Source organism: Streptomyces longisporoflavus (assembly GCF_014649775.1).
Classification (GTDB): Bacteria; Actinomycetota; Actinomycetes; order Streptomycetales; family Streptomycetaceae; genus Streptomyces; species Streptomyces longisporoflavus.
The window spans coordinates 221,032-232,893 of sequence record NZ_BMTR01000006.1; the positions used below are offsets into that span (position 1 = coordinate 221,032).

General features: G+C 71.2%; 12 protein-coding genes. 4 read left to right on the forward strand and 8 right to left on the reverse strand.

Going from position 1 to position 11,862, the window contains the following annotated elements; translation table 11 throughout:
• Positions 1 to 149: 149 nt before the first annotated feature.
• Positions 150 to 1,625, reverse strand: a complete 1,476-nt coding sequence (locus IE226_RS14685; RefSeq protein ID WP_190081638.1) for a UDP-N-acetylmuramoyl-L-alanyl-D-glutamate--2,6-diaminopimelate ligase — start codon at positions 1,623 to 1,625, stop codon at positions 150 to 152.
• Positions 1,626 to 2,247: 622 nt separating this feature from the next.
• On the opposite strand from IE226_RS14685, the gene IE226_RS14690 reads away from it, so the two are divergent.
• Positions 2,248 to 2,997 (forward strand): chitinase, encoded by a 750-nt coding sequence (locus IE226_RS14690; RefSeq protein ID WP_190081639.1) that lies wholly within the window; start codon positions 2,248 to 2,250, stop codon positions 2,995 to 2,997.
• A gap of 184 nt (positions 2,998 to 3,181) precedes the next feature.
• A complete protein-coding gene (locus IE226_RS14695) occupies positions 3,182 to 4,408 on the forward strand; it encodes a cytochrome P450 (RefSeq protein WP_190081640.1) in 1,227 nt (408 codons plus the stop codon).
• Between the two features lie 52 nt (positions 4,409 to 4,460).
• Here IE226_RS14695 and IE226_RS14700 read toward each other — a convergent pair whose 3' ends face one another.
• The 5 genes from IE226_RS14700 to IE226_RS14720 all read right to left on the reverse strand — a co-directional run bounded on the left by IE226_RS14700 (position 4,461) and on the right by IE226_RS14720 (position 9,061).
• On the reverse strand, positions 4,461 to 5,744 hold the full coding sequence (locus IE226_RS14700) for a cytochrome P450 (protein ID WP_190081641.1): 1,284 nt from the start codon (positions 5,742 to 5,744) through the stop codon (positions 4,461 to 4,463).
• Complete coding sequence (locus tag IE226_RS14705) at positions 5,741 to 6,352, reverse strand: GTP-binding protein (RefSeq protein WP_190081642.1); 612 nt, start codon at positions 6,350 to 6,352, stop codon at positions 5,741 to 5,743. Before IE226_RS14705 ends, IE226_RS14700 begins: the two co-directional genes overlap by 4 nt.
• Positions 6,333 to 6,695, reverse strand: coding sequence for a DUF742 domain-containing protein (locus IE226_RS14710; protein WP_190081643.1), 363 nt, complete (start codon positions 6,693 to 6,695; stop codon positions 6,333 to 6,335). The genes IE226_RS14705 and IE226_RS14710 overlap by 20 nt, the downstream gene beginning before the upstream one ends.
• Positions 6,692 to 7,111 (reverse strand): roadblock/LC7 domain-containing protein, encoded by a 420-nt coding sequence (locus IE226_RS14715; RefSeq protein ID WP_190081644.1) that lies wholly within the window; start codon positions 7,109 to 7,111, stop codon positions 6,692 to 6,694. The genes IE226_RS14710 and IE226_RS14715 overlap by 4 nt, the downstream gene beginning before the upstream one ends.
• Before the next feature lie 114 nt (positions 7,112 to 7,225).
• On the reverse strand, positions 7,226 to 9,061 hold the full coding sequence (locus IE226_RS14720; protein WP_190081645.1) for a sensor histidine kinase: 1,836 nt from the start codon (positions 9,059 to 9,061) through the stop codon (positions 7,226 to 7,228).
• Between the two features lie 428 nt (positions 9,062 to 9,489).
• Between IE226_RS14720 and IE226_RS14725 the strand changes: the two genes are divergently transcribed.
• Entirely contained in the window at positions 9,490 to 9,873 is a 384-nt protein-coding gene (locus IE226_RS14725) for a VOC family protein (RefSeq protein WP_190081646.1), read from the forward strand.
• 31 nt (positions 9,874 to 9,904) lie between these two features.
• On the opposite strand, the gene IE226_RS14730 is transcribed toward IE226_RS14725, so the two are convergent.
• Both IE226_RS14730 and IE226_RS14735 read right to left on the reverse strand, forming a co-directional pair.
• Complete coding sequence (locus IE226_RS14730; protein WP_190081647.1) at positions 9,905 to 10,153, reverse strand: hypothetical protein; 249 nt, start codon at positions 10,151 to 10,153, stop codon at positions 9,905 to 9,907.
• Between the two features lie 194 nt (positions 10,154 to 10,347).
• On the reverse strand, positions 10,348 to 10,884 hold the full coding sequence (locus IE226_RS14735) for a GNAT family N-acetyltransferase (protein ID WP_190081648.1): 537 nt from the start codon (positions 10,882 to 10,884) through the stop codon (positions 10,348 to 10,350).
• Between the two features lie 26 nt (positions 10,885 to 10,910).
• Here IE226_RS14735 and IE226_RS14740 point away from each other — a divergent pair, with 26 nt between their 5' ends.
• On the forward strand, positions 10,911 to 11,807 hold the full coding sequence (locus IE226_RS14740) for a phosphodiester glycosidase family protein (protein WP_229870930.1): 897 nt from the start codon (positions 10,911 to 10,913) through the stop codon (positions 11,805 to 11,807).
• The last annotated feature ends 55 nt before the right edge of the window (positions 11,808 to 11,862 follow it).

Here is an 11,862-nt window from a genome sequence, read left to right on the forward strand (position 1 = left end):
TGGTTGCGGCACCACGGCGTGCGAGGTGCTGTGACGGCGGCGGAAATGCAGGGACCGTAGTTGTCGTGCGCCCCGTCGCGCCAGTGCCCGATTCGCACCGCGCGCGGCCCGGCGATGGACGAATCGCACATTCGCCTGCGTGAACGTCCCTACAGGGCGTCGAGTTCGCGGACGACCGCCATGTCGTCGAAGGGGACGAGGTGTTCGCCGATGATCTGGTGCGGCTCGCTGCCCTTGCCCGCGACCAGCACGATGTCGCCCGGCCGCGCCGCGGACAGCGCGCGCGAGATGGCGGCCCGGCGGTCGGTCACCCGGTGGAAGGGGGTCCCGGTGGACATGAGACCGGGCACGATCTGGTCCAGGATGTCCTCGGGTGCTTCGTTGCGGGGATTGTCCGAGGTGATGACGCACAGATCGGAGTGCCGGCCCGCGATCTCGCCCATCAGGGCGCGCTTGGTGGTGTCACGGTCGCCGCCGCAGCCGAACACGGTGATCACCGACCCGGTCGCGAAGCCGCGGATCGTGGCGAGGACCTTCTCCAGCGAGTCCGGCGAGTGCGCGTAGTCCACGATCACCTGCACACCCTTCTCGGTGGTGAAGCGTTCGAGCCGGCCGGGTGTGGGTGGCATCCGGTCCAATGCCTCGACGAGGGCGGGCAGTTCGTGCCCGAGCAGATGGCACGCGGCCAGGGTTGCGAGCGCGTTGGACACCGAGAAGCGGCCCGGTATCGGGATCGCGGCAGGGTACTTGCGGCCGTCGTGATGGAGCGTGAAGCGGGTGCCCATCGCGTCCACGACCAGGTCGCTGGCCCGGTAATCGGCCGCCGCCTCCAGGCCGTACGTGGTGACCGCGCCCGGCATCAGGGCCATGATCTCGGCACTGACGGGATCGTCGGCGTTGACCACCGCGCGCTCGCACAGCCCGGCGAAGAGCCGCAGCTTGGCTTGCTTGTAGTGCTCCATGGTCCCGTGGTCGTCCAGGTGGTCCTGCGTGAGATTGGTGAAGACACCGATGCCGACGGGCACATGGTCCAGGCGCCGCTCAAGCAGCCCCATGGACGTGGCCTCGAGCACCACGCTGCTCGTGCCCCGGTCGCGCATGTGGCCGAGAAGGTAGTGCAGATCCGGTGACTCGGGAGTGCTCAGCACCGACCGGGGCATAGGTATCCGCTCCGTGCCGATCCTGCTGCCCGAGGTGCCGATCACCCCCACCTGCACGCCCTCGGCCAGCCTGAGAACCGATTCGACCATGTACGAGACGGATGTCTTGCCGTTCGTCCCCGTGATCGCCATGACGTCCATCGCGCGGCCCGGATCGCCGTAGTACCGGGAGGCGGCGAGCGAGGCCGCCACCCGCGCGTCGGTCACCCGCACCACGCAGACCCGCCCGGCCGTGCCCGCGTCCAGCGGTGGCACGGCGCCCTCGGCGAGGACCGCCACCGCCCCCCGTTCCAGTGCCCGGGCGATGCCCCCGGGCCCGCCCTCCTGATGGCCGGGTACGGCGACATACAGCGATCCCGGCGTCACCTGCCCCGCGTCGAAGGTCATTCCCGCGGTGACCGGGACGTCCGGGTCGCCGCGCAGAACGTGGTGGTCGTGTCCGTTGAGCAGTGCGCTGAGCTTCACTTCAATCCCCTCGAAGGCGGGTCCGCGCACACCGCGCACGCCCGGCCCGGGGGCAGGGGTGACGGCGAGCCGGAGTCCGCGGTGAAACGCGTAAGGCGAGCGGGGGCCCCACAGGGGGGATATCTGCGTACGGGCCGAAGGGCCGGGACGGCCGAGGAACGCTACCTGTGCTCCGCGCGACCGATCGCCGAGAACCGGACCGGGTCGTAGAGGGCCGAGCACAGATGGCCGGGCGGAGCAGGGACCTGCCCGACACCGCTTCAGTGTACGTCCGCACCGGCTCCCGGCAGACGCGTCGGAAAACCGCTGGTCCCGCGACCGCCCCCGGCCCCGCGATCATTGTCCGGTTCGTCCGCCGCTGCCTCTGGGCGGGGCGAGTTCAGCCTGAGGGGCCCGGAAGGGGATCTCAACTGGCTTTATCCATGTACCTCTTGACGTGAATACGTCACTCGGTATGGTCTAGTCCAACGGCGGGAGACGTTCCGGAAAGCCGCAGCCCCGGTACGCCGGTGCGCCTCCTGACCGCGCATCCCCCTGTGCCGGTGCCCCTCCTGACCGCACATCCCCCCACCGCACGGCGGTCGGTCGCGCACGCGCCGGCCGTCCAAGGAGTGATCCCCCCATGCGTCCTCGTGTACTTGCGGCACTGACCGCCACCGCGTCCGTCGCCGCGCTCACCCTGCTGACCCTCGCGCCCAACGCCTCCGCGGAGAAGGCGGACAAGACGGTCGCGGACAAGAGCGCCGCCGCGGCCGAGTTCCCCGTCAGCGAGTCCCAGTTCAACCAGATGTTCCCGAACCGGAACTCCTTCTACACCTACAGCGGCCTGAAGGCGGCGCTCAGTGCCTATCCCGACTTCACCGGCACGGGCAGCGACACCGTACGCAAGCAGGAGGCCGCGGCCTTCCTGGCGAACGTCAGCCACGAGACGGGCGGCCTGGTCCACGTCGTCGAGCAGAACACCGCCAACTACCCGCACTATTGCGACAGTTCCCAGCCGTACGGCTGCCCGGCGGGCAACGACAAGTACTACGGACGCGGCCCCATCCAGCTCAGCTGGAACTTCAACTACAAGGCCGCGGGCGACGCCTTGGACATCGACCTCCTGAACAACCCCGACCTCGTGCAGAACGACGCGGCCGTGGCGTGGAAGACCGGCCTCTGGTACTGGAACACCCAGAACGGTCCGGGGACGATGACGCCGCACAACGCCATGGTCAACGGCGCGGGATTCGGCGAGACGATCCGCAGCATCAACGGCAGCCTGGAGTGCGACGGGAAGAACCCCGAGCAGGTGCGGAGCCGGATCGACAACTACACCCGGTTCACCGGGGTGCTCGGCGTCCCCACGGGCGACAGGCTCAGCTGCTGAGAAAGCCCCGGCGACGGGGCGCCGTCGTTCTCCCCCTCGCCCCGCCGGCTTCGATCCGGCGGGGCGAGGGGTGATTTTCGGCCAACATTAATGTAGCGCTCAACGATCCGCCGAGGGGGTCTGGTTGGGTCAGGAAGTGATCAATAGCCTGTGGAGCATTGCTGTTCTCTGACCTAGGAGCTCCATGTCCACCGCGCAGCAGGTCCCCGACATCCTCTCGCCCGAGTTCGCCAAGGACCCGTATCCGGCCTACCAGGTGATGCGCGAGACCGCGCCGCTCTTCTGGCACGAGGCGACACAGAGCTGGATCGTCTCGCGGTACGAGGACGTCGAGCGCGTCTTCAAGGACAAGAGCTCCCAGTTCACCACCGACAACTACGACTGGCAGATCGAGCCCGTACACGGCAAGACGATCCTCCAGCTCAGCGGCCGGGAGCACTCGGTGCGCCGCGCGCTCGTCGCACCGGCGTTCCGCGGCAGCGACCTCCAGCACAAATTCCTGCCCGTCATCGAGCGCAACTCCCGCGAACTCATCGACACCTTCCGGCACACCGGCAGCGTGGACCTGGTCGCGGACTACGCCACCCGCTTCCCCGTCAACGTGATCGCCGACATGCTCGGCCTGGACAAGGCCGACCACGCCCGCTTCCACGGCTGGTACACCACCGTCATAGCCTTCCTCGGCAACCTGGCCGGCGACCCCGAGGTCGCCGCGGCGGGCGAGCGCACCCGGGTCGAGTTCGCCGAGTACATGATCCCGATCATCCGGCAGCGCCGGGACAACCTCGGCGACGACCTGCTCTCCACGCTGTGCGCCGCCGAGGTGGACGGCGTACGGATGAGCGACGAGGACATCAAGGCCTTCTGCAGCCTGCTGCTCGCGGCGGGCGGCGAGACCACCGACAAGGCGATCGCCAGCATCTTCGCCAACCTCCTGCTGCACCCCGAGCAGCTCGAAGCCGTCCGGCAGGACCGCAGCCTGATCGCCCGCGCCTTCGCCGAGACCCTGCGCCACACTCCGCCCGTCCACATGATCATGCGGCAGTCGGCGACCGACGTGGAGGTCACCGGCGGCACCATCCCCGCGGGTGCCACCGTCACCTGCCTGATCGGCTCGGCCAACCGCGACGAGCGGCGCTACGGCGACCCGGACCGCTTCGACATCTTCCGGGACGATCTGACCACGACGACCGCGTTCTCCGCCGCCGCCGACCACCTCGCCTTCGCCCTGGGCCGGCACTTCTGTGTGGGCGCCCTGCTCGCCAAGGCAGAGGTGGAGATCGGCGTCGACCAGCTTCTCGACGCGATGCCGGACGTACGGCTCGCGAAGGGCTTCGACCCCGTCGAGCAGGGCGTGTTCACCCGCGGACCGCAGTCGCTGCCGGTGGAGTTCACCCCCGTCACCGCCTGACCACCACCTGGCCCGCCGGGGCGCCACCCGAAAGCGGCGCCCTGGCGGCAGCTCAGTGCGCCACGGGCGTGAACTGCACCGGCAGCGACGCGAGGCCCCGCATCCAGATGGACGGGCGCCAGGTCAACTCGTGCGGCTCCACCGCGAGAACGAGGTCGGGCAGCCGCTCCAGAAGCGTCTCGACCGCGGTCCTCGCGATGACGTCGGCGAGCAGCGGAGCCGGGTAGGGGCAGCGGTGCTCGCCGTGGCTGAAGGAGAGATGCGCGGAGTTCTCCGGGCCGACGTGAGACTCCGGCCAGATCTGCGGATCAGTGTTGGCCGCCGCGAGGCCGAGCACCAGACAGTCGCCCGCCCGGATCTGCCGCCCGCCGAGCTGCGTGTCGCGCACCGCCCAGCGGCCGATGAAGTTCTGGGTCGGCGTGTCGAGCCACAGCACCTCATTGAGCGCCTCGCCCACGCTCAGCCGCCCGCCGGACACGTTCAGGGCGAACCGCTCGTCGGTCAGCATCAACCGCAGCGTGTTGCAGATCCAGTTGGCCGTCGGCTGCTGCGCCGCCGCGATGACCGAGATCAGGTCCTGGACGATCTCCTCGTCGGTCAGGCCCGCCGGGTGCCGGAGCATCCGCGAGGTGATGTCCGCCCCCGGCTTCTCCCGCTTCTCCTTGACCAGCCGCTGGATGCGCTCCCCGACGCGCGTGTACGCGGCCACGGGGTCGTCGCCCTCGTGCGCGTCGAGCGAGATCCGCAGGTCGTCCACGAGTTGCTGCGTGTCCGTGCTCGCGTCGGGCATGCCGCACATCTGCACCGCGGCGATCATGGGCAGCGCGTGGGCGTACGCGTCCATCAGCTCCGCCTGGCCGCTGCCGGCGAACGAGGCGATGAGACGGTCGGCGATGCGGGCGCTGTCCCGCGCGAGTTCGAACTGGTCGACCCCCTCCAGGGCCTCGGTGATCACCCCGGCCCGCCGCTGGTGCTCGGCGCCCTCGGTGAACAGGACCGAGGGCTGATAGCCGACGAACGGCATCAGCGGCCAGTCGGCGGGAATGTTCTCCCACTGGTTCCAGCGGCGCGAGTCACGGGCGAACAGCTCGTCGTGTCCCGTCACATAGCTGACCTCGGAGTACCCGAGCACCAGCCACGCGGGGACGTCACCGTCGAGAAGGACCGGCGCCACCGCGCCGTGCTCCCTGCGCAGGCTGCGGTAGAGCTGCGAGGGCGTCTGCTGGTACTCCAGACCGCCCAGGCGCACCGCGCCGGAAGGCGCGCCGCCGCCCGCGTGGGCCGGGCAGCCCGGCGGAGCGCTCTGCTCGGAAGAGAGTCCGGTGGGCTCGGTCACGGTGTCATCTCCTGGGCCATGGCCAGTGCGTACAGGTGGTCCACGAGGGTGATCAGGACGTCCTTGCCCGACGACCTCACCCGTGCGTCGCAGTCGATCAGCGGCACATGGTCGGGCAGCGCGAGGGCCTGACGGATCTCGTCCAGGGAATGGGGAGAGGCGTCGTCGAACCGGTTGACGGCCACCACGAACGGCGTCTTGTGGTGCTCCAGGCGGTCGATGGCGTACCAGGAGTCGTCCATCCGCCGTGTGTCGACCAGGACGACCGCGCCGAGGGTGCCGGAGAAGAGCCGGTCCCACAGGAACCAGAAGCGCTCCTGGCCGGGCGCGCCGAACAGATAGAGCACCACACGCTCGTTGAGACTGATCCGGCCGAAGTCGAACGCCACCGTCGTGGTGGTCTTGGCGGCCACGTCCGACGTCTCGTCGACGCCGATGCCGGCCTGCGTCATCACCTCTTCGGTGTTCAGCGGCCGGATCTCGCTGACCGACCGGACCAGGGTGGTCTTGCCGACCCCGAAGCCGCCGACGACGACGATCTTCAGGCCGGTCTCGGCCGTGTCGGACAGGGGCATACGGGAGGGCAGCTCAGATGTTGCGGAGCCCATGGAGCACCTCCTTGAGAAGGGCGGAATCGGGGATCGCGGCGGCCGAGCCGGCCGCGCGGGGATGGCGGGCGGTGATCCGGCCCATCGCGAGCAGGTCACCGAGGAGGATCCGCACCACCGTGATCGGCAGCTTCATCTCCGCGGCGACCTCCACCACGGCCGTCGGATGCTTGCACGTCTCGAGGATCCGTACGTGCTCCGACTGCATGCCCGCCGTCGGCTCGCACTCGCTCACCACCAGCGTGACCAGGTCGAACGAATCGTCGTCGGCCCGGCTGCGGCCACCGGTGACGGTGTAGAGCCGGTCCGGATCACCGACGTCCACCGGCCTGCGCGGCGTCACGAGGAGCCGCTTCCCTCGACGTGCGCGCGCGGCTCGGCGCGCAGATGCTCACCGATCTGCTCGACCAGCTCCGTCATCTGGTGGCCCACCACGCCGGGATCGGAGTTCTCCTCCGCCACCACCGCCAGGTGCGCTCCCTGCCCGGCCTCGACGATGAAGAGCAACCCGCCGTGGAACTCGGTCATCGAGTGCCGGACGCCGCCGGTCCCGTCGCCGAACTCCACCGACGCCCCCTGGGCCAGCGCCTGGATGCCGGAGCAGATCGCGGCCAGCTGGTCAGCCTGGTCGAGCGTCAGGTGCTCGCTCCAGCACAGTTTCAAGCCGTCCCGCGAGAGCACCAGGGCGTGCCGCGTACCGGGGGTGCGCTTGAGGAGGCTCTGCAGGAGCCAGGTCAGGCTGTTGTCAGTGGTCTGCATGGTAGGCGGGGCGAGATGCGCCGGATTGCCGGTCACCTGCCCGTCCCTCCAATCTCACGATCTCGAGCGGGGAAGGGGGCGCCAGAGCCCGGGCGCCGTGCGGGAGGCTTCGGTCTACTCGGCGGGCGGCGGCCCGGAATCGGCGGGGAAGTCGGGCGCCGCGGGGGAGCCGGGCACCTCGCCCGCGGCCTGCCGGCCGCGGTGGAAGGCGCCGAAACGGGAACCGGCGTCGCGCGGCGGCAGCCCCGCGTCACCGGAGAGCGTGCCGGCCCCCGCGGCGGCGTCGGACGCCGCCCTGCGCTGCTGCCGCTCACGCTCGGCCTCGGCCATGGTGCGGCCGGGGGCGCGCACGGGCAGGCCGTTGGCCGTGGCGGCGGCGGGGCGGGGCTGAGCGGGCGGGGGAGTGGGCTCGGCCGCGGGAGCGGGCGCGGGCAGCACGGGGGCCGCGGGTGCCTGTGCGGCGACGGTGTCCGGGGCGGCCGCGGTCTCCGGCGCCTGCGGTGCGGGCGCTTGCTGTGCCGGCGCTTGCGGTGCGGGCGCCTGCGGGACCGGTACGGGCGCCGGCTCGGCGCTCCGGGGAGCGAGGTGCTGCGGGGCGGGGTCGCGCTGCTGGGCCAGGAGCTGCGGCGGCAGGAGCACCACGACGCCGGTGCCCCCGCGCGAGGAGGGGCGGAAGTTGACGCTCATGCCGTACTTGGCGGCGAGCCGCCCGACCACGGCGAGGCCGAGGCGGGTGCCCTGCAGCGAGGCCAGGTCCGTCACGTGCCCGGAGACCGACTCCTCCGCACGGCGCATCGCCGCGTCGGCCATCTTCAGGCCGCTGTCCTCGATCGTGACGACGATCCCGGCGCTGCGCTCCTCCACGTAGACGTGCACCTCGTCGATGGGCGGGGAGAAGTTCGCCGCGTTGTCCATGAGCTCGGCGAGTACGTGCATGACGCCCTCGGCGGCGAACCCGGCGATGGCCACGGTGGTCGAGCAGTGCAGCCGCACGCGCTGGTACGCGGAGATCCGGCCCACCGCGCCCCGCAGGATGCTCTCCATGACGATCGGCTTGTTCCAGGCGCGGCTGGAGCGGCCGCCCATCAGCAGGGCGAGACGGTCGGTCATCAGGCCCAGCTGGGAGGTGCTGTGGTCGAGGCGCAGCAGGTCACCGAAGACCTCGACGCCGTGCCGCTCCTGCATGTCCCGCAGGTCGGCGAGCATGCCCACGGACTTGGCCTGCACCCGGCTCAGCGCCTTGGCGGAGGCCGCCTGGGCGGCCGCGGCGCGCCGCTCGCTGTAGGCCAGCTCCCGTACGAACGATTCTGCGGGCACCCGCAGCAGGGGATTGTGCGGCCAGTCGAGTCCGGCGAGGACCGTGTCCGCGCTGGCACCTTCGCGCAGCCGCTCGATGGCGGTGGGCAGGGTGACCGCGGTCAGCTGGTCCAACTCCTCGGCAGCTTGGGCGAGTTGCCCCTGTGCCTGGTCACGCCGGGATTCTATGGAGGCGGCGTGCCGCAGGGTCTCCTCCACCACGGAGGCGAATTCCTGCACGACCCGACGCAATTGCGGATCCGACGGCGGCGCGGTCTGTGCGAGGGTCTCGTGCGCGCTCGCCCCGTCCCGCAGCCGCTTCACGACGGTCGGCAGCGTGACGTTCACCAGATGCGCGGACTCGGCGCCGTGGCGGGCCAGTTGCGCCTTGAGGGCAGCGGCCTCGGCATGGTCCGCGGCGGCGGCCGCGCGGACCCGCTTGACGAGCAGTGAACCGGTCACGAGGGAGACCGCCAGACAGAGCCAGCCTGCCGCGACGGAACCCGTCACCCAGGCGCGGGCGTTGTCGGGGGCCGCGACGCACGCGGCGGCGCCGGCCGCGGCGGTCACGACCAGGACGATCAGGGGTACCGCCGACGCGCGCTGCCGCGGCTTCGCTATTCGGTGCGGGCTGGGGGGAGCAGGCACGGGCATTCAGCGGTCCCTCGGTCCTTGGGTGCAGGTGAGCAACGAGCCGACCGACTACGCGTCGGCCGCGGGCCCGGCGAGAACACCAAAGAGGACGGCGATCTTCCGGACCACACACCGCGCCATGCTAGTCACCCCGCGGGGTGACGCGGACGGTGAGGCGGAACAGTCCCCCGTGGAGAGGACTTCGTCGTGATCCCGTCCCCTCGAACATGGCTGCGTGGTAGTGGAGTTCGACTCTGTGCCGGTGATCATACGGCCGATCGGCCCCAAGCGGAGACCTTCGTTCAGGGTCGGTCTCGTACGGGCCGACGAGGTGCATGGCCGCGGCCGGGCAGGGCACCCGGACAGTCACGAGGCGGCCGGTCGGGACGGCCGCCGCCCCCTGTCACCGACTTCACGAACCCCGCCCACTTCGACTTCAGAGGATCCCCATGGCCGTACGGAAGACACCCGTTCTCGTCCTGGACTGTGCCCAGCCCGAAGACCTCGCGGAGTTCTACGCGGGGCTGCTCGGCGGCACGGCGAGACTGAGCAAGGACCCCGACTACGTCGAGGTCTTCGACGAGGACGGCATCCGCCTGGCGATCCACCGGGACTACGGTTACGCGCCTCCGAGCTGGCCCCGGCCGGAGGACTCGCAGCAGGCGCACCTGAGGATCCTGGTGGCCCGCGGCGACATGGACGAGGCGGAGCGCGAGGCCGTCGGCCTCGGCGCCCGGCCCGTGGACACCAAGGACAACTCGGGCCCCCGTGACACCCGGACCTACAGCGATCCGGCCGGCCATTCGTTCATCCTGGCCGTTACCGCCGACTGACCGAGGCCCCTGCCCGCCCCGCGGGTCCCGCTCAGTCGGCGGGCTCGTCCGGCACCGGCTGGTCCGGGTGCACGCCGCCCGTGTGCGGCGCGCCGCGCCGGCCGGTGCCCGCCTCGTCCGTGTCCGGCACGTCGTCGTCGGCGTCCGGGGCGTTGCCGGTGGTGGCCGACTCGTCCTGCGGCTCCCAGTGGTCCTCTCCGTCCGACGCCTGCTGATCGGGCAGGTCCCTCGGCACGGGCTTGTCTTCCTCGTCCCGCGTTCCGGGCAGCTCCTCGCTCACGGTGTTCCTCCAGTGCTTCGTCACTTCGTTCCGCGCGGTCCCACGGCGGCTTCCGGTGCGGTGCCCCGGCTACCCGTCGTCGCGGCGGCGACACCTCGTACGGGTTCACGGTGGACCGCGGACGCCGGGCGGGCCACACGGGCGGGGCCGGATGCGGTAGCCCCGGGCACCGTGCGCCGCCCCGCACACGGGCGTCACGGGCGCCAGTACAGCGCCGGGTCCGGGTGGTCGGTGAAGCCGAGGTCGCGGTAGAGCGGCTCGCCCTCGGGGGAGGCGTACAGATCCACGCGGGCCACCTCGCGTTCCCGGAACCAGCCGAGCAGGCCCCGCATGAGCGAACGGCTGTAGCCGCGCCGCCGGTGAGCCGGGTCGGTGACCACGCCGATCACGAGCCCGACCCGGCCGTTGCGCAGATGCGGGCCCGGAAGCCGCTGCTCGACCGAGCCGACGGCGCACGCGGCGAGGCCCCGCTCCCCGTCCACGACGAGAATCCGCATGCCGCCCGTGGCCGTCTGCTCCTTCAGGACCACGGACAGGGCATGGCGCCATCCGTCGTCCCCCGACGACGGGTCGAAGTACTCGCCGCCGAGATTCCCGAACAGCAGCGCCCGCAGGCGTACGAGCTCCGGAATGTCGTCCTGCGTCGCCTGCCGTACGCGGGCACGGTCTGCGTGGTTGCCGTGGTTGCCGTGGTCGAGGCGGTCTCCGTGGTCTTCGGTGCGTCGAGTCATGCCGGTCAGCCTGCTGTAATGGCCTTGTGCACCTCAACCCTTACGGCGAGGAGGTCGTGGACCTTAGCGGCATGGCCGCGGGCGACGACGCGCTGCTCGGTGTCAACGCGGGCTTCTTCGTCATGGAGGGCAAGGACGGTGTGCCGGGCGCGGCGGCGACCGGCGGCCGGATCGCGGCGGTGCTGCGCGGCGACGGCCTGCACCCCGAGTTCAGGAAGCTCACCACGCGGCTCCGGGTCCGCGCGGGCGCGGCGTCCGCGGTCGTGGACGGCGTCAACCGCGTGCCCGGCCTGGTGCGCAATTGCGGCGGTGTCGGCGGCGACGCCCCCACCCAGCGTCCGCAGCACGACGTGACCTGCACCGACCCGGACGAGATCGTGAAGTTCACCGACGAGCTCGGCGCGGACACCCCGGCGGGCGACGGCGTGGAGGCGGTCATCGACGCGGCCGGACGCGTCCGGGAGCTGCGTCCGCGCGGCGGCGTCGTGCCCGCAGGCGGCAGTGTCCTCGCGGGCATCGGCACCGGCGCCTCCTGGCTGCGTACGCATGCGAAGCCGGGCGGCGGAGTGAAGGTGCGGGAGCGGATCCTGGACGAGCGGGGCCGCGAGCTGGAGCTCGGGCCCGGGGACGACATCGTCAACGGCGGCCCCGAGCTGGTGCGCGACGGCAAGGTCGCGGTGAACTACGCGGGCGACGGCATCGAGCGCGCCGGCGACCGTTCCTTCGCCTACACCTGGGGCATCAAGCGCAATCCGCTCGGCCTCAATGAAGGGGCGGAGCTGATGAAGTCGCTCGGCGCGGTGCGTGCCATGGCCCTGGACGGCGGCGGCTCCGTGACGATGGCGGTGAACGGCAAGGTGATCAACTCGCCGTCGGACGGTTCCGAGCGCCCGGTGGGCGACGCGCTCCTGCTGTCGCGCTGACGCACCGACGCCGGTACTCGCACGATCCGCCACGGAGCGTCATGGACGCTACGGT